We start from the raw sequence: 18,329 nt of genomic DNA on the forward strand, positions 1-18,329 counted from the left end.
CTTCTTTTTCTAATAAATTTTACTTGCAATATTAATTATTTAAATTAATTCTAAATAATATGTGAAATGTAAAATTTTTTTACGATATTTGCTTTTTATTTAGTCTTATTATAAATAGTAACATGAAAAAAATAATTTTACTCGGCTGCACTTTGACTTTTATGATAGCGTGCAATTCGGAAACTAAAACAGAGGATACACAAAAAACAACCATAGAAAAAACAAAATCGATGAATACAGAGCGAATAGTTTCGCTCAACGGATCGGTTACAGAAACCTTGGCACTTCTCGGTAAAGGAGGAAACATTGTTGGTGTTGACATCACGAGTACATTTCCGCAAAACATTAAAGAACAGGCAGCAAATCTTGGACATGTATCGAGTATTTCGGCCGAATCGATTCTTGCCTTGAAACCAACTTTGGTCTATGCAACAAGCAAAGAAATGAAACCAGAATTACAGAAACAATTAGAGCAAGCCAAGGTTACCGTCCGTTTAATCGACCAGCCAATGGCAGCAGATGAAACCAAAAAAATGATTGCAACGATTGCCACAGATATGCATTCATCTAATTATGAAAAATATCTAACCGAAATAGACAAAAAAATTCAACAAGTAAAACCCGTAGACCAAAAACCAAAAGTCTTATTTATCTATGCGCGTGGAGCAGGAAATCTCATGATTGCCGGACAGAAAACTCCAATAGAAAACATAATAGAAATGGCTGGCGGCATCAACGCGGTGAACAACATAGAAGATTATAAACCTTTGACTCCTGAAGCGCTGATTAATGCAAATCCTGACTATATCTTACTTTTTGATCGAGGCCTACAAAGTTTAGGTGGCAAAGAAGGGGTACTAAAAATAGAAGGAGTCTCGGCAACCAATGCGGGAAAAAAGATGAATATCATTTCTATGGATGGGCAGCTTTTATCAGGATTTGGACCTAGATTAGGCGAGGCTACCTTGCAATTAAATCAGTTATTACAAGGAAAGTAAAATCGGATAATGGTAATTTAAAGTAAAATGCAGAAAAAGCTAAGGTTTTACATATTTTCTTTTGGTCTGTTCACGATTCTCATCTCTATCACAGCTTTGTTTATTGGTGTCTATCAATTCAATACCCCAATCACAGAACACTTTAAGAATATTATTCTAATGAAAAAGATTACCGATGAAAGTGATGCTTATGTATTGTTCGATTTACGTTTACCCCGAATATTAATGGCGATTTTGGTAGGTAGTGGTTTGGCTGTTACCGGCACCTGTTTACAAGGAATTTTTAAAAATCCATTGGCTTCCCCAGACCTTATCGGAATTACATCGGGTTCTATTCTATTTGCGGCAATAACGATTGTATTAGGCCATCATTTATACGCCTTTTTACCAAAATTTGTACATTATTTTCTACTAAGCATCATGGCATTCATTGGTGCTTTGCTTACCATTTGGTTAGTGTATAAAATTTCTACCAAAAACGGACAAACCAATATTTCGTTACTTTTGCTTTCGGGTGTTGCCATTTCTGCGCTTTGCGGTGCTGGTACAGGTTTACTCACCTATTTATCTACAGAAGAAGAACTAAGAAACCTTACATTTTGGACTCTCGGAAGTTTAGCAGCGGCTAATTGGTACTCGATCGCAATTCTGAGTACAATTCTATTTTTCAGCTTTCTATTTCTCCTATCAAAAGGCAAAACCCTAAATACAATGCTATTAGGAGAAAAAAATGCGACACACATTGGGATTGATATCGAGCAGTCTAAAAAACAAATTATCTTATTTTCTGCTTTGATTGTCGGAAGCATTGTATCTTTCACCGGTACAATAGGATTTGTTGGTTTAATAATTCCGTACATTTTACGCCTAATATTTCATTCTAATTTCACCTATATGCTACCGTTATCTGCAATCTTAGGAGCATCTCTGGTGATTATTGCCGACACATTGAGTAGAACAATTGTAGCACCAGCCGAGATACCGATTGGGATTTTAACCTCGTTGATGGGAGCGCCCGTTTTTATTTCTATATTGATACAATACAAAAAAAGCTTATCATGATTCGTGCAGAACAAATACGTTTTCCCTCCAAAACAGCTGTCATTCTAAAGAATATAAAATTCCGTGCAGAAAAGGGGAAATTTATTGCGATTATCGGACCGAATGGCGCAGGCAAAAGTTCTTTATTGAATTATTTAGCAAATGAAATCGATCCGAAGATAAACCGTACGTGTTTCAAAGGAAAAAACTACCGAGAATGGTGCCGAAAAGAATTGGCGTGCCAAAAAGCAAAATTTTCTCAACAACAACAAAACGACATCCCTTTGCGAGTAAAAGATATTTTATTAATGGGTCGTTATCCGTATTTTCATTATCAACCCCAAAAAACCGATTGGGAAGCAACAAAAATATGGATGGAAAAAACAGAAATTTCTCATCTAGAAAACCGTGATTACAATCAACTTTCGGGAGGAGAAAAACAACGTGTTCATTTGGCGAGAATTTTTGCTCAGGTAGAAAATAAAGCTCAAGAAAAATTAGTATTTTTAGATGAACCCTTGAACAACTTAGACATTGCTCATCAATTCAAAATCTTACAAACAATCAAAGATTTTACACAAAATAACAATACGGCAATTACGGTTCTACACGACCTTAATCTTACAGCACAGTTTGCAGATGAAGTAGTATTGATGCAAAACGGAAAAATAAAAATGTACGATTCGCCGGAAAATGTTTTCCAAGAAAAAATCATTGAAAATGTTTATAAATTTCCATGTAAAATAATTTCTAACCCAATAACCAATAGACCCTATATCGTCTTTGGATAAAAAAATAGAATAGTATGAATTCAACCTTATTACACGAAAAATGGGATTTGCTAAGGAAAGAGCAACCCAATTTACGAATCAGAAATGCAGCCAACACGCTCGGAGTAAGCGAAGTAGAACTACTTTGTTTGCAACTAGGAAAAGGAGTTACTCGCCTAGAACCTAAATTTTCTGACCTTTTACAAGCTGTAGAATCTCTCGGGAAAGTAATGGCACTTACTCGAAACGACGAAGCTGTACACGAACGAAAAGGTGTTTATCTAAATCCAGATTTCAGCTCTCCACATGCTCAACTTTTTGTTGGCGAGGATATTGATTTGAGAATTTTTTCTTCATTCTGGCAAAGTGCTTATGCAGTTATTGAACCCACAAAAAATGGAGACAGAAGGAGTTTACAATTCTTTGGCAAAGATGGATCGGCTGTGCATAAAATATATCTTACCCCACAAAGCAATGTAGTCGCATTTGACTCTTTGGTAGAGAAATATAAAAATCAGGACCAGAGCTCGGTAGAAAAAATAAATTATCAAGAAGAAATAACTGAAGAAAAAGATGATAAAGAAATCGATGTGGCTGCTTTTCAGAAAGATTGGCTCGACCTTAAAGATACTCATGATTTTTTTATGATGCTAAAAAAACATGCCGTAAGCAGAACACAAGCTATGCGCTTGGCACCGTCGGATTATCATGCGCAAAAAATCGAATCGAATAAAATTGTAGAGGCCCTAGAAAAAGTTGCGAACAATCAGACTCCCATCATGGTTTTCATCGGAAACAAAGGAATGATCCAAATTCATACAGGCCCAATAAAGAAATTAATGTGGCATGACCAATGGTACAATATAATGGATGCTGATTTTAATATGCATTTGGCGATGGACAAAATCGATAGTACTTGGATTGTTCGTAAACCGACCGAAGATGGTGTAGTAACATCGATCGAAGCCTTTAACAAAAAAGGTGAATTGATTGTTCAGTTTTTCGGAAAAAGAAAACCAGGAGTTCCCGAATTAGAGCAATGGCAACAAGTTATTGCAGAATTGTAAGCTCCCTTATTTAATTTATTGTTTTTCTTAACCCGATTCTTATAAGAAAGAATCGGGTTTATTATTTTTTCAGTTAGCAAATCACCATACAAAAAAAGGTTGCCTAAAAGACAACCTTCTTAAGATAGATATAAAATACAGAAATTATCGCAGAGCGATTTTTTTCGATTTTTTGATGCCGTTGCTTTCTATATTCACGATATATATACCAGATCCTAACTTGGATAAATTGATTTTTTTGGTCGTAAATTGTGCGCTCGGACGATAACTTTCTTGATGCACTATTTGTCCATTAAGATTGAACACACTAATCAGCATATTTTCGTTGGTAGAGAATTGTCCATTAAAAACAACCTGAATTGTTTTCGGCTCGCTCTGAATTGTATATACATCAAAGTTGCTGGTTCGGATGTCAGAGATACTTAATGAGCTGGTAACATCTTCATAATCGAAGGTGATTTTCCCGGTAGAGCTTCCTTCGAAACCAGTAAAATTCAGTCGATATATCCTGTTGGTATTGGTGTTTTTGATAAAATAGTTTAGGTTGGATAAACTGTAAGTAGACCCGTTAAAGGTTTTCCAATCGTACCCAATCGAATTTATTTCCGCCTTGTATGCATCGTCATCACTAGGATTTCCCGCTTCTGTTTTGGCTACTTTCACCAAATCTGATTGTAAAATTCCGGTAACAGGATACATTATAGTCCCACCTTCGTATGGTAGTGGGGTTTGGTATTTTGTAAACTTCATCTCCCATTTGTCCTGTTCTGCCTCTGCATTTACAATTTGTTTTGTAGACAGATTATAATAGTTGAAAATACGATTTTGGGATGTATTTTGCTCGATATTTACACGCTCATCGGCAGACCATGTGCCATTTTCCCACTTAGAAAAAGTGAAAGTATAAGTCCCATAAGCCAATTTATCGATGCGTAATTTTATATAATCACCGTTATCATACTTCAAAACAAAAATTATTTTACCGTTGACATGATGCGTTACCATGTCATATTCTCCCCAACCGTAGGTTGCAGAACCATGATTGAAAGCACCTTCGTCCCACTTTTCGACGCTATTATAGAGGGGAACCCAAGTGCTTTCATTGCTTGGTGAGATCGAATTCCAATCGCTAAAAGAATTAGAAGCTTCGAAAACCTGAATACCTTTTGTATCATTTACTCGAATTCCTAAACCATACATAGATTTTCTAAAAAAAGCTAAATCCCATTCTTGTCGATTCACCTCGAATTGTGTCTGATTTTCTAAGCCAAAATATACATCATTTTGATAGGCTTGCCCCATCGAAATTTCACCTTGGATTATTTGAGCTTGCAAGCTAAGCCCTATCAAAAATGTTGTACTAAATAGAGTAAACTTTTTATTCATGATTACAATTTTTATTATTTATTTTTTTGTTTTTAACTATTTATATTATGGTATAAGTTGATATTCTAAACGTGGATATCCTCTTTCTCCTGATGTATTTTTTAGGTTGAGCATTCGTAGTTTATAGAAATAACCTTCTGTGTCTTTTAGGATAAAGAATCGATTTTTGATTACAGTTCCTTCAAAAACATTTCGCCAATTGCTTCCGATAGTTCGTATATCTTTATCGAATTTTGATGCATCAATCATCGATTTTGAAAAACTAGAGAAAGTCTGATCCTTGGTTTCGGTCACCATATACACTTCTACGCTACCCAAGCGATTATGAACGATGAAGTCAGAGTTCCCATACGACCCACTGCCTTCGATGAGCGTGGTAAAAACTGTAAAACCAATATCCCACTTGGTAGATTCTGGTTGAGCTTCTACTAGTTTATGCTCTTGTAGATTGACAAAGCTAAAATTGGCTCGTGAATTTTTTGAGATTACGATTTCTCGATGAGTTGTTTCATTTAATTTGGCATATTGTAGCAGATAATTTCCATTTCTTTTCAATACTCTAATTTTCATCCAACCTCTGTGATCTCCTGCGATTGCCACAGAACCTATTGCAGGTGTTATACTCCCTACCTCATAACCTAGATTGATTAGATAGACACTATTTTCGTCATCATTATCAGCTATTTCTGCAATGGCGGTTTGGTTTATGTCACCAGAAGGATGATCGATATATGCAGCATTTTGTGCATCGAAAGTTCCTACAGCAACTTGCGGAAAGAAAATCTTTACTTGATCTTCTGTTACTTGATCTATATCATAAACCAATAACTTTTTCGCTGCCATATAAATAGATCCGTTGAGGATGACACGAAATTCATTCCCGGTATAAAAACCAAAATCCCACTGATCTCGTCTAACTTCGAACATTTTCTCTTCACTGAGGTCGATATACACTTGGTTTGGTTCATTTGGTCCACCAACATTCGGCGCAAGCGTTGCTCCGATTGATGCCTCGAAAGAAATTGTCAATTGCGTATATCCTTGTATAGAATATGCCTCATCGGATTCGATAGTTTTTATTTTGAATTGAATTCTTTTATCTGCACGATCAAACGGATAAATAAGATTGGTAAAAGAAAAACTCAACCGATTAGCATCTTTCTCATAGGGCAAACGAATTTGTTTGTTTTGTGCTTTTGGAGTTGTGGTGTAATCATTGTCATATTCGGCATTTTCATCAACTATTTCTATAATTACTACGCCGTTTTGCGATGCAGGTTTAGAGAAGTCCAACTCAATTTTTTGTTCATTTTGGATGTTCGAATAGTTGAGTGATTGATTGGCAAAAGCAATCACAAATGGCTGAGACAATGGTTGTTCATCGTCTACGCAAGACGAGAAAAATAAAACTGAAAAAAAAGAGAGTATCCAAAAATATTTAGACATAATTAATTGTATTTCAGATTATAAAGAAATTTTATAAAATAAGAACGTCCATATCCTAACATCATCCTACTGTTGGCTAACGCATGCCCGTTTGCCCCTTGTGTCGTATTACGAATGGTTTTTACGTCGAACAAATTTCTTGAACCAAGCACTAATTCTATTCTATTATCGAATAGTCTTTGACGAATAGATGCATCCATCCAACTATACGAGTCTTGTACACCTTTCACATACTCTGTTTGCTGATCCAATTGACTTTGTTCTCGAAACAATTCTTGTTTACCATTGTATTTATAGAAAAAAGAAAAAGTAGTTTTGGTTGATGGTATCAGAAAAGAAGCATTAAGGTTGAAGTTTGTTGAATAAAAATATTTTTCATCAACATTTGCTTCTTCAGCTAAATTTTGTTTTATACCGGTTAATGAAATTCCTGCGCCGAACTGTAAGGTTTTCCATTTCCAATCCGAACTATAAGTTAGCCCTTGCGTATCATACTTATCTACATTGATATATTTGTACTTTAGCGGTGATAAACTCAAAGCCATAAGTTCTATTTTATCGCGTAAATGAATTTTCCAGGCAGAAAATTTTTGTTCATAAGAAGAGTTTTCCCAATACCATTTTTTTTTCAGATGCAAGAAAAGAGAACTTCCTTTTTCGGGTTTCAAGTCTGGGTTTCCCTGCAAGTCGTGGTTAACATCTACAAAGTAAGTAAACAGCTCGTCAAAATCGGGCGTTCTTGGCGATGTTCCAGCAATCACTCTCAACTCAAAATCTTTAGGCAAGAGAATCTTAGTACTTAAACTTGCCGCGTGCTGGGTATCGAATAAGTTAGAAAGCATGACTCTGTATCCCGGCCGCACAGAGAATTTTGGAGAAAAATTTATTTCGGAAGATGCAAAAAAGTCATACGAACTTACCTGACGATCAATCGGATTGGCATAGATATCTTTGCGTTGTGCTGCTTTCCCGAATATTGTATTGATTTCATAACCAAACTGAAAGTCGAATATCCCTCCCGTCACAACATTGCTAATCGTGGCTTTAGAGTAGATTGTTTCTCGGCTATCGAAGGTAGAAGTGCGCACATCGTTTTCGGTCTGTGAAGCAATTTGGTATTGATAGTTTTTTTGTTGCCTTCGTTGGTTTTGGTAGGACAAACTCGCATCGTATTGCCACTCATCCGAAATATTTCCATTTGCATTGAATAAATTGTACCAACGTTGCGTCTTGAATTCGGTGTCTTCTGCAAGAGCGTTATTGGTTGCTGTTGAAGGCTGTTCGTGCAGTTGTACTACTGGATTATAATAGTTTGTTTTTTCATTGAAGTATTCGAGTCGATAAAAAAACTGATGAGCTGCCGTAGCATACCTCATCAAAAACTTACTGCCATTTTGTTCTTTTGGTAGCCAAGAGTAACCTCTTCCCCCATTGTTTTCGGCATGATGTTTTCCTTTTTTATCATCCCAAAAACCTTTAAAATCATTTCGATTGAAATTAAATTCCGTATACCATCTAGGACTGATGGTGTGTCCAATTTTCAGTGATTGTATATGTCGACCTTTATTTTTCAGATTATATTCATCGTTCACAGTTTCTTCTTGTACAAATGCAGAAATGTCGACCTTACCTCTCGCATTCTTTCGGGTAATAATATTGATAACTCCTGCCAATGCATTGGCACCATAATCCACTCCCATAGCACCTTCTACAATTTCTATCTGTAGAATATCATCTAAATGAAGCTGTGTCAAATCGGTATGATTTCCTAAACCTTCGTCGTTGAGCAGTGGAATATTATCGACCAATACTTTGAAATACTGCCCACCCATCCCGAACATGCTTACCGATGATTTCCCAGTATTTGGACTACTTATCACGGTGAGATTGAGTGTTTGATTGAGCACATCGGCCAAGTTATTAGCAGCTAAACGATCAATCACATCTCGGTTGAGTACTTTTACTTCATAGATCGATTTCTTTACCGATTGTTTGTTGTATTGTCCAGACACGATGATTTGTTCTAATTCTATTGGGTTAGAGATAATAGAATCTTTGGTCTGAGCAAAAGTAGCCTGAAACACAACTCCCGATATAAACAAAAACAGAAACCTCATGCGTAATTATTTATAATTAGTCTACATAAATTTTAACAAATATAATATTATTTTTAATCATTCCAAATAAAAATTACGAAAAATGTTTTTTTAGAAAAAAAACTAGCTCAACTATATATAGCTGAGCTAGTTTTTATTGATATCTTTAACCGTGTTAATACTTATTCTTCCAGCGTGCTTTCATTATTTGTTGATCGACTTGTTCTCGTTTATTATTGCCAGGTTCGTAGAAAGAAGTTCCGGTCAATTCTTCTGGCAGAAACTCTTGGCAGACAAAATTCTCATCATAATCATGCGCATACAAATAGTTTTTGCCGTAATCCATATCTTTCATCAACTTCGTTGGCGCATTGCGTAAATGCAAAGGCACAGACAAATCTCCTGTTTCTTTCACCAATTGTTGAGCACGATTAATCGCCATATAAGTCGAATTACTTTTAGGTGAATTGGCCAAATAAATAGCACATTGACTAAGAATAATTCTACTCTCTGGATAACCAATAACACTTACCGCCTGAAATGTGTTGTTTGCCAAAATAAGTGCAGTAGGATTAGCGGCACCGATATCTTCCGAAGCAGCAATTAGCATTCTACGTGCAATAAATTTCACATCTTCCCCACCTTCTATCATACGTGCCAACCAATAAACCGTTGCTTGCGGATCAGATCCGCGAATTGACTTTATAAAAGCGGATACAATATCGTAATGTTGTTCTCCGGTTTTATCGTATCTAGCTGTATTTTGTTGTATTCTTTGTTGCACCGTTTCATTCGTAATGATTATTTCTTCATTCTCACCAAAACTATTCACAACCAACTCAAAAGCATTTAATAATTTCCGAGCATCTCCTCCCGAAAAACGAATCAAAGCATCGGTTTCATCAAGACGAATCTTTTTGGTAGACAAGAGATTATCTTCTTGTATTGCTCGAAACAAAAGATCTTCTAAATCTTCTTTCACTAAAGCATGCAATGTATAGACTTGAGCGCGTGATAGCAAAGCTGGAACCACCTCGAAACTTGGATTTTCGGTCGTTGCACCAATCAACGTAATATATCCTTTCTCGACTGCACTTAACAAACTATCTTGTTGAGATTTATTGAATCGATGAATCTCGTCTATAAAAAGAATTGGATTTTTTTCGGTGGTGAATAGGTTCTGACTTTTTGCTTTATCTATCACCTCTCGTACATCTTTCACTCCTGCATTAATAGCACTTAACGTATAAAAAGGGCGATTCGATAATTCTGCAATCAATTGAGCCAAAGTTGTTTTTCCTGTTCCTGGTGGCCCCCAAAAAATCATAGAAGCAATCATGTCATGCTGCAGCATCATCCGAATAGGTGCATTTTCACCTAACAAATGCTTCTGATTAATATACTGATCCAATGATTTTGGTCGCATTCTTTCGGCTAAAGGTGCTATCATATCGAACTATTTTTTATCAAAGTTACGGATTATCACCAAAAATTCATCGCGACACAAATCGACGCTAAGCTTTTGAATATTTGTTATACGGTTATATAAATTATAAAAACAATAATCATGAAAGAAGCATTGGAACAAGCCTTATTAATTTGCAAAAAACACGAAAAATTGGTGAATGATTTGTTGTATCATAATCTGGATAAAAACACTTACAAAAAGAAACTTTCCCTGTGTTTATCTATAGAACGAGAAATGCAACTATTTTTAGCGGACGTGGCCGAGCATAAATTCGAAATTATTTTGGAAAAAGAAAGCATGAATATTTTTTATTATTTACAAAAATACTTTTTGCATTTACACGAAAAGAATACCTCGGATTTGTACAAAAAAAATCCTCGAATAAGAACGAGAATTATAAACAACAAAATAGAAACGATACAAATAAGTTTTTGATTTACCACAAAAATTCTTGTACTTTGTCATAAAATATAGAGTTATGAGATTAATGTTTTTTGTGAGTATGTTTTTCTTTTTAGTGAATGCAAATTTATCTGCGCAAAACACGATCGAAAAAAATATTTATCAACCCGAAGCTAATGCAGAGGAGCAAATCAACCAAGCGATTGCTTTGGCTAAGAAAGAAAACAAACATGTTTTTGTGCAAATAGGTGGAAATTGGTGTCCGTGGTGTCTAACTTTTAATCATCTTTTGACCACGAATGAAGAGCTAAAAAATACGCTCAGAGACCACTACAAGGTTGTGCATCTGAATTATAGTAAAGAAAACAAAAACCTTCCGATGTTGGCTAAACTTCGACATCCAGAGCGTTTTGGTTTTCCGGTTTTTGTAATTTTAGACGGGAATGGAAAATTACTTCACACCCAGAATTCTGCATATTTAGAGAATAAAGATGGTACAACTGGGCACGACCCAAAAATTGTCAAAGATTTCTTAGAGGCTTGGACCTACAAAGCATTAGATCCAGCTACGTACGAATCAAAAAAATAAAAAATTCTTCATGCGAAAGATTCTTATCTATCCTTTTGTTTTTTTGGTCAGACTTTATCAAGTGATGCTTTCGCCTTTGCTTGGTAGTAATTGTCGTTTCCAGCCAACTTGCTCATCCTACATGATACAAGCATTGCAAATGCATGGTTTACTAAAAGGACTATATTTGGGTACGAAAAGAATTTTACGTTGTCATCCTTGGGGAGGCAGCGGTTATGATCCTGTTCCAAAAAAATAACATTATGCCAATACATCTTTTTTCATTTATTACCTGGGATCCAAGTCCATATTTAGTCGATTTAGGCTTCCTAAAAATTCATTATTACAGTCTTTGTTGGATTCTTGCCTTTGTTATCGGTTGGTACATGATGGCGAAAATCTTCCGACAAGAAAACGAAAAGAAAGAACTACTCGACCCTTTATTTTTGTATGTTTTTATAGGTTGTATTTTAGGGGCTAGGCTAGGAGAGTTTATATTTTATGACCCGAAAGCATTTATCGATCGCCCCATAGAAGTATTGCTCCCCGTTGCTTATAGTCCAGGACATACAGCTTTTGGTTTTTTACAAGATTACGAATTTGTAGGTTTCCAAGGACTCGCTAGTCATGGTGCTGCTTTAGGAGTGATTATATCGGCTTATTTTTTTTCTAGAAAATATCTTAAAAGAAGTGCTTTGTGGATTCTCGACCGAATTGCAGTAGTTGTTCCTTTAGGAGGAGCAGCTGTACGTTTTGGTAACTTCATGAATTCTGAAATTGTCGGCAAACCTTCTGATTTGCCTTGGGCAGTGAAGTTTTTAGCACAAAGTTCCTCATACGGTGAAGTAGTTCCTCGTCATCCAGCGCAATTATATGAAGCATTAGGCTATATAATTTTAGGGTTTATTATGTGGACTTTGTACCAAAAAATACAATATCGGAAACAAATGGGTGCTTTGCTTGGCGTGTTTTTGTTCTTTTTATTTCTGATTCGTTTTATTGTCGAGTTTTTTAAAGAAAATCAAGGCAAGGAAGCTGTGGCAGAAACCATAAATGTAGGACTGAATAATGGACAAATCTTGAGTATTCCCTTTATGCTAATCGGATTGTACTTATTTATCAGCTCGAAAAACAGGATATTTAACCGAGCATAAAAACTTATTTTGTTCAACCAATAAAAGATAGTTAGTTTATGCGAAACTAATTTTTATACCTTTGTATATTAAAAAAATTATTTTTCATTACCAATCGTAAAACTTTTACATTATGGGATTTATCAAAGAATTTAAAGAATTTGCTGCTCAAGGTAGCGTTATCGACCTTGCTGTCGGTGTGGTAATTGGTGGTGCTTTTGGCAAAATTGTCACATCTCTTGTCGACGATATTATTACACCTGCCATCCTTAGTCCTGCACTAAAAGCGATCCATGCAGAAGAGTTAGAGAAGCTTGTAATTCCTGGTACAGCAATCAAGTATGGTAATTTTATTTCGGCTTCAATTTCTTTTATTGTAGTAGCATTCGCATTGTTTTTATTAATCAAAGGAATCAACCAACTAAAGAAACCTAAAAAAGTTGAAGAAGAAGCTCCGGCAGCTCCGTCACAGGAAGAATTATTAGCAGAAATAAGAGATTTATTGAAAAATAAATAAACTGAATTATACAAAAAAACGGTTACAAAAAGTAACCGTTTTTTTATTGTATAGTTTATATTCTGAGTTGTCTGCTATTAGAACTTCCAACCCAAAGTTACTAAATAACTATTGTTGTTGTTTTTTACTTCGCCACTGTTTAAAGCCAAATTTACAGATGATTTACCATCCACAAAATGGCCACCTATCGGCATTACATATTTCTGATTCGAGTATTGATAAGCTGCATCTATAAAGAAACCTCCAAAATCATAACCAAACCCGAAGCTTACACGATTTAGGTTGCCTAGGTACATATTTTTGTAGTTATTGGCTATCGTGATTGTTTGCCCTTGATCGTTGATACCTTCGGTAAATATAGTTGCATCTTTGATTGAAGATTGCACATATGTGTATCCTGCACGAACTTTAAACTTGTCGTATCGATATTCACCTCCTATGCGAACTTCACTACTGTTATTTACATTATCGTCTATGAACTGATTGGCACTTCGTAAGTTATTATCCGAAAAATTTATCATTTTATTGAAGTGCTGGGTATAATCTATATCAAATGCGAAAGATTTCCCAATAACAAATCCAAGAGATCCCACCATTCTACCACCCGATTGAAGTTTATAATTTGAGTAATAAATGTTATTCATTCCTGCATCATCTACTCTGAAATATTCTTCATCTACATTATACCACACCGGAGTATGAAAGGCTAAACCTGCTCGCAGATTCTGGTTCAATTTTCCGATAACCCCCAATCCAAAAGAAAAGCCTTGCCCAATTTCCGAGTATGGCGCACCGTCTAAATTCATATAAGAAACAGCTCCATTGGGTGCAACATCCGAATAAATGATAGAGTTGTTATAATTGGTTTCATGAAAATTGAAGTTTGCTCCTAAAAATAGTCGATCTTGATAAGATGTACCAAAATTGAGGGTAAATTTGGTTTTATAACCTGAAACTCCATCATAAAAACCATTCATTTTATAGGCATTCCCTTGATCATCGTACGTAGCTATTTTTGCATTAGGCCCAAACACGACTTCGTTATCTAGCTGCTCATTTAGAAAAATAAAACCAAGCACAAAACGATTCCAATCCTCCGATCGTGTATTGAACACTAAGGTTCCTCCTGCTTGACTAAAATCGAACGTGTTATCTTCCGATGTGACCACCTTATCCATTTGAGTTTTATTTTTATAAGCTTTTACGGAAGCCGTAAAGGCTACTTCAGAAGATATTGCTACACCTGTACCTGCAGGATTTTGTTCGGTAGAGTTTATTTCACCCCCCAACGCACCATTTGCACCTGCCATGGCTACACTTCTGGCAGAACCTGCCTGAACTCCTTCCCCGTAAAAACGAAGGGCATTGGTCGGATATTGCACATTATAGTCCTGCGCCCATACATTTGAAAAGCCTATTGCAAAGAATAGGCTCAATGTTATTTTCTTCATATATTAACGTTATCTCTTTCAATTATACTTATCTTCTTGTTCCTCTTGCTCCTCCACCTATAGAACTTCTAGATGTACCTATCGAACCACTTCCCATTGATGAACGAGAAGGTTGTGAATAAGTAGGAGAACGTTCTAATGATGAAGATCTTGGCGTCATATTCCCTCTATTGGTTGGATACGATGACGAACGTGGCGTAGAAGAACGATCGTATTGTGGTGAGGTTCTAATGGTAGAGCCACTTCTTGTTGGTTGTTGTGTTGATCGAATCTGACTACGATCTACTTGTGGACGAACGACACGATCTGTAGAACGAACTGGAGCAGAATTCGTGTTCATTTGCTCTGCCTCTGTACGAACAGGTCTTGTTGTTCTGATGGTTTGATTCTGTGATGCACGTATCGGTCTTGTTGTCTGCATAGTTTCTTGCTGAGAACTTCTTATCGTACCAGTAGCATTATTTCTTATTGTTGAAGAAGCATTTCTATCAGGGCGTATAGTTTCTCTTACATTGCTATTAGACGAACGAATTGTAGAGTTTACTGCACCCGAACGAACTGCAGACGAACTATTGCGTAACGTACCAGAGTTATGATTGATTATTGAACGCCCGTAATCGCGATTGGTAGCACGTATTCCAGGTCGAGAGCCCGCATATGCTCTTTGCCCATAACGCGGATAGTAACCATAGTAACCGTTATAATAACTACCATAACCATAGTAACCATAGTACGGATATCCCCAATTTCCGTAACCACCCCAATAATAATAAGGTGAATACCAAGGATTCCATCCCCATGCATAGTATGGTATGTACCAAGAGTACCAACCCCAATGTCTATACCAAGGGTAGTAACCTAGCCCGTAATAATTCCATCCGAAAGGAGAATACCAAAAAGAATTTCCCCAATAATTGACTTGGACATCTACCCCATCGTATCTACCCCAATCTGTAGTTGGCTCTAATGAAAAAGTCTGGCTTCCGTAATATCCAGGGTTCGTGTAAATATTTACGGTTTGATTTTTCTGCTTATATTCAGTGGCATCTGCTTTGGTTACCGAATCATCATAAAACAAATCTTCTGCTCCATTTCCATTGGCATCAAAATAAGCACCACCAATCCTAATCATTCCATCATTAGCATTGTTTTCTGCTTCTGCTTGTGCCAACGTTTTATCACTAGAAGGATTATAATAAACCCCATCGGTTTCTACACCACCCACTGATTGGGTTGCACAAGAAACCAATCCTAAAAATAAAACAAAAGAACTAGTTATTTTTAGAATTTTTTTGGTAATGTTATAAAACTTATCCATAATTGTTGTTTTAATTAATGTTGTACTATTTTTGCAAATAGATATTGGCAATTTTTATACCAATTCTACCAAACAAACTATATACAAATATACGAAATTTATGGCAAAACTTACTTCAAGAGCTGAAGATTATTCTAAGTGGTACAATGAGTTAGTCGTTAAAGCTAACTTAGCAGAAAATTCGGGCGTTAGAGGTTGTATGGTAATCAAACCATACGGATACGCTATTTGGGAGAAAATACAAGCCGAATTGGATAAACGTTTTAAAGAAACCGGACATCAAAACGCATATTTCCCCATTTTTGTACCTAGAAGCTATTTCGAAGCCGAGGAAAAAAATGCCGAAGGTTTCGCTAAAGAATGTGCTGTAGTAACACATTATCGATTGAAAAATGACGAAAGTACACCTGGGAAATTAATGGTTGATCCGGAAGCAAAATTAGAGGAAGAATTGATTGTTCGCCCAACCTCTGAAGCCATTATTTGGAGCACCTATAAAAACTGGATCCAATCTTACCGCGACCTTCCAATACTCATTAATCAATGGGCAAATGTTGTCCGCTGGGAAATGCGCACACGTCTTTTTCTACGAACTACTGAATTTCTTTGGCAAGAAGGACATACGGCACATGCTACAAAAGAAGAAGCGATTAGCGAGTCTAGACAAATGCTCGATGTATATACAGAGGTAGTCGAAAACCATATGGCTATCCCAGTTGTACGAGGATGTAAAACGCCGTCGGAAAGATTTGCAGGAGCCGAAGAGACTTACACCATAGAAGCTATGATGCAAGACGGTAAAGCTTTGCAAGCTGGTACTTCTCATTTCCTTGGCCAAAACTTTGCGAAAGCTTTTGATGTGAAATTTACCACAAATGAAGGAAAACAAGATTATGTTTGGGCAACCTCTTGGGGTGTTTCTACTCGCTTGATGGGAGCTTTGATTATGACGCATTCAGATGATTATGGATTAGTGCTCCCTCCGAAAATTGCACCAATCCAAGTGGTAATCGTACCGATTTTCAGATCAGAAGAGCAACTTATACAAGTTTCTGAGGTCGCCAATCGTATCAAAAATGAATTACACTCGATAGGTATTTCGGTAAAATTTGATGATGATGAAAAAACAAAACCGGGCTGGAAATTTGCAGAGTACGAACTTAAAGGTGTACCTGTTCGAATAGCAATCGGGCCAAAAGATTTAGAAAACAACCAAGTAGAGATTGCCCGACGTGATACCTTAGAAAAATCGACTATTCCGATGGACGGCATTTCTTCGTACGTAGAAAATCTATTGGTAGACATACAAGAAAATCTTTTTACTAAAGCAAATGAATACCGAGATTCTCATATAACAGAAGTAACTTCTTATGAAGAGTTTAAAGAGCTTATAGAAACCAAAGGTGGGTTTTTTTCTGCTCTTTGGGATGGCACAGAAGAAACCGAAGAAGCAATAAAAAATGAAACCAAAGCAACGATTCGTTGTATTCCTTTAGATTACGAAACACCAACAGAGGGTGTCGACTTTTATTCGGGGAAACCTGCTAAATTTAGAGTTTTATATGCAAAAGCATATTAATTAATAAAAAAAGCCTTCAGAAAATCTGGAGGCTTTTTCATTTATTATCTTCTCGTGTTTTACTTTATATCACGAGCCTTTATCCATTCTCGATATTTTTTCGCATTCTTCACATGCTCTTGATAATCATTAGTGTAGAGATGGTAACCAGGCTTGTCGGGATCGGCAACAAAGAATATATAATCATGATTAGCAGGATTTAGAACCGCATCGATTGCTTTTACATTTGGCAGACAAATTGGCGCTGGTGGTAAACCTTTGTTGCGATAGGTGTTGTATTCGTTAGCAGATTGTGTCCATTTATAGTAAACACGTTGAATTTTATGGTCGAAACCATTCTCTAACTTATATGCATAAATTGATGTAGGATCCGCCTCTAATCGCATATCTTTATCCAAACGATTCATATAGGCTTTTGCTACGCGTTGTTGCTCATCAAAATTATCAGAAGATTCTAACTGAACAATAGAAGCGAGCGTAACCACTTCTAATGGTGTCATATGAAGTGCTCTAGCTTCATCAATTCTTTTCTGATTCCAAACTTTTTTATACTCTTTTTCCATTCGTTCTACAAACTGATCGGCCGACATATTCCAATACACGAAATAGGTTTCGGGTATAAAATACTGTTTCACCGTCTCTTCGGTCAAAGTAGAATCTTTGGCATTTGCCCATTTCATAACCGACTGAATAATTGAAATGGAGTCGGCATCGATTTGTTTAGAAACTGCACTGGCCATATGAAAAAGAGTTGGATGATTTTTGATTTGTAAACGTACTTCTTCTTGAGCTCCGTCTTGCAATCGATTGAGTAAAGAGCGAGAACTTTCGTTGGCAACAATTTTATATTTTCCAGATTTAATAGTACTTGGATACAAATCCTCTTCGGCCAATTTTCTAAAAAATGCTGGGTTTTGTAGATATGGAGTCAAAGAATCCATCACCTGATCGAAATTAGCACCGCGAGGTATGTACACAAACCCGTCTTTGATAGGATTTCCTTTGAAACTCTCGATAAAAGTACAGCTACTCATCAAGCCTAGAACACATAAGGCGATAAATGTTGGAATCGTTCTTATTTTTTGCATA

The 18,329-nt window shown here is 36.3% G+C and carries 17 protein-coding genes; 10 read left to right on the top strand and 7 right to left on the bottom strand.

All coding sequences use genetic code 11. The features are described from left to right. The first annotated feature begins 122 nt into the window (after nucleotides 1–122). Genes WEEVI_RS03535 through WEEVI_RS03550 form a run of 4 tightly spaced genes read left to right on the top strand, consistent with a single transcriptional unit; the run spans nucleotide 123 to nucleotide 3,876 of the window. The gene (locus tag WEEVI_RS03535) at nucleotides 123–998 is read left to right on the top strand and encodes a heme/hemin ABC transporter substrate-binding protein (RefSeq protein WP_013597802.1); all 876 of its coding nucleotides are present in this window, start codon (nucleotides 123–125) and stop codon (nucleotides 996–998) included. 27 nt (nucleotides 999–1,025) lie between these two features. After that, on the top strand, nucleotides 1,026–2,060 hold the full coding sequence (locus tag WEEVI_RS03540) for a FecCD family ABC transporter permease (RefSeq protein ID WP_013597803.1): 1,035 nt from the start codon (nucleotides 1,026–1,028) through the stop codon (nucleotides 2,058–2,060). Then, the gene (locus WEEVI_RS03545) at nucleotides 2,057–2,830 is read left to right on the top strand and encodes a heme ABC transporter ATP-binding protein (protein WP_013597804.1); all 774 of its coding nucleotides are present in this window, start codon (nucleotides 2,057–2,059) and stop codon (nucleotides 2,828–2,830) included. Before WEEVI_RS03540 ends, WEEVI_RS03545 begins: the two co-directional genes overlap by 4 nt. Before the next feature lie 14 nt (nucleotides 2,831–2,844). Then, nucleotides 2,845–3,876 carry a hemin-degrading factor gene (locus tag WEEVI_RS03550; RefSeq protein WP_013597805.1) on the top strand — a complete coding sequence of 344 codons (1,032 nt, stop codon included), beginning with the start codon at nucleotides 2,845–2,847 and terminating at the stop codon, nucleotides 3,874–3,876. A gap of 144 nt (nucleotides 3,877–4,020) precedes the next feature. On the opposite strand, the gene WEEVI_RS03555 is transcribed toward WEEVI_RS03550, so the two are convergent. The 4 genes from WEEVI_RS03555 to WEEVI_RS03570 form a co-directional block, all read right to left on the bottom strand. After that, nucleotides 4,021–5,262, bottom strand: coding sequence for a T9SS type A sorting domain-containing protein (locus tag WEEVI_RS03555; RefSeq protein WP_013597806.1), 1,242 nt, complete (start codon nucleotides 5,260–5,262; stop codon nucleotides 4,021–4,023). Between the two features lie 45 nt (nucleotides 5,263–5,307). Beyond that, a complete protein-coding gene (locus WEEVI_RS03560) occupies nucleotides 5,308–6,708 on the bottom strand; it encodes an HmuY family protein (protein ID WP_013597807.1) in 1,401 nt (466 codons plus the stop codon). A 2-nt stretch (nucleotides 6,709–6,710) separates the two neighbouring features. Further along, nucleotides 6,711–8,825: a TonB-dependent receptor plug domain-containing protein gene (locus WEEVI_RS03565; protein ID WP_013597808.1), complete on the bottom strand. Its 2,115-nt coding sequence runs from the start codon at nucleotides 8,823–8,825 to the stop codon at nucleotides 6,711–6,713. A gap of 154 nt (nucleotides 8,826–8,979) precedes the next feature. Then, entirely contained in the window at nucleotides 8,980–10,254 is a 1,275-nt protein-coding gene (locus tag WEEVI_RS03570; protein WP_013597809.1) for a replication-associated recombination protein A, read from the bottom strand. Between the two features lie 117 nt (nucleotides 10,255–10,371). Between WEEVI_RS03570 and WEEVI_RS03575 the strand changes: the two genes are divergently transcribed. The 5 genes from WEEVI_RS03575 (at nucleotide 10,372) to mscL (ending at nucleotide 12,892) form a co-directional block, all read left to right on the top strand. After that, a complete protein-coding gene (locus WEEVI_RS03575) occupies nucleotides 10,372–10,707 on the top strand; it encodes a hypothetical protein (RefSeq protein WP_013597810.1) in 336 nt (111 codons plus the stop codon). Between the two features lie 43 nt (nucleotides 10,708–10,750). Continuing rightward, nucleotides 10,751–11,263, top strand: a complete 513-nt coding sequence (locus WEEVI_RS03580; protein ID WP_013597811.1) for a thioredoxin family protein — start codon at nucleotides 10,751–10,753, stop codon at nucleotides 11,261–11,263. 10 nt (nucleotides 11,264–11,273) lie between these two features. Continuing rightward, a complete protein-coding gene (gene yidD, locus WEEVI_RS03585; RefSeq protein ID WP_013597812.1) occupies nucleotides 11,274–11,501 on the top strand; it encodes a membrane protein insertion efficiency factor YidD in 228 nt (75 codons plus the stop codon). Between the two features lie 4 nt (nucleotides 11,502–11,505). Next, entirely contained in the window at nucleotides 11,506–12,396 is an 891-nt protein-coding gene (gene lgt / locus WEEVI_RS03590) for a prolipoprotein diacylglyceryl transferase (protein WP_013597813.1), read from the top strand. A 112-nt stretch (nucleotides 12,397–12,508) separates the two neighbouring features. Then, nucleotides 12,509–12,892 (top strand): large conductance mechanosensitive channel protein MscL, encoded by a 384-nt coding sequence (mscL, locus tag WEEVI_RS03595; protein ID WP_013597814.1) that lies wholly within the window; start codon nucleotides 12,509–12,511, stop codon nucleotides 12,890–12,892. Between the two features lie 77 nt (nucleotides 12,893–12,969). Here mscL and WEEVI_RS03600 read toward each other — a convergent pair whose 3' ends face one another. After that, entirely contained in the window at nucleotides 12,970–14,343 is a 1,374-nt protein-coding gene (locus tag WEEVI_RS03600) for an OmpP1/FadL family transporter (RefSeq protein ID WP_013597815.1), read from the bottom strand. Between the two features lie 28 nt (nucleotides 14,344–14,371). After that, nucleotides 14,372–15,661, bottom strand: a complete 1,290-nt coding sequence (locus tag WEEVI_RS03605) for a prolyl-tRNA synthetase (RefSeq protein ID WP_013597816.1) — start codon at nucleotides 15,659–15,661, stop codon at nucleotides 14,372–14,374. Between the two features lie 100 nt (nucleotides 15,662–15,761). On the opposite strand from WEEVI_RS03605, the gene proS reads away from it, so the two are divergent. Continuing rightward, nucleotides 15,762–17,240: a proline--tRNA ligase gene (gene proS / locus WEEVI_RS03610; protein WP_013597817.1), complete on the top strand. Its 1,479-nt coding sequence runs from the start codon at nucleotides 15,762–15,764 to the stop codon at nucleotides 17,238–17,240. Between the two features lie 59 nt (nucleotides 17,241–17,299). Here the strand turns inward: proS and mltG are convergent, their stop codons facing one another. Continuing rightward, nucleotides 17,300–18,328: an endolytic transglycosylase MltG gene (gene mltG / locus WEEVI_RS03615; RefSeq protein WP_013597818.1), complete on the bottom strand. Its 1,029-nt coding sequence runs from the start codon at nucleotides 18,326–18,328 to the stop codon at nucleotides 17,300–17,302. Nucleotide 18,329 lies beyond the last annotated feature (1 nt).

Origin of the sequence: Weeksella virosa DSM 16922 (assembly GCF_000189415.1) — a bacterium.
GTDB lineage: Bacteria > Bacteroidota > Bacteroidia > Flavobacteriales > Weeksellaceae > Weeksella > Weeksella virosa.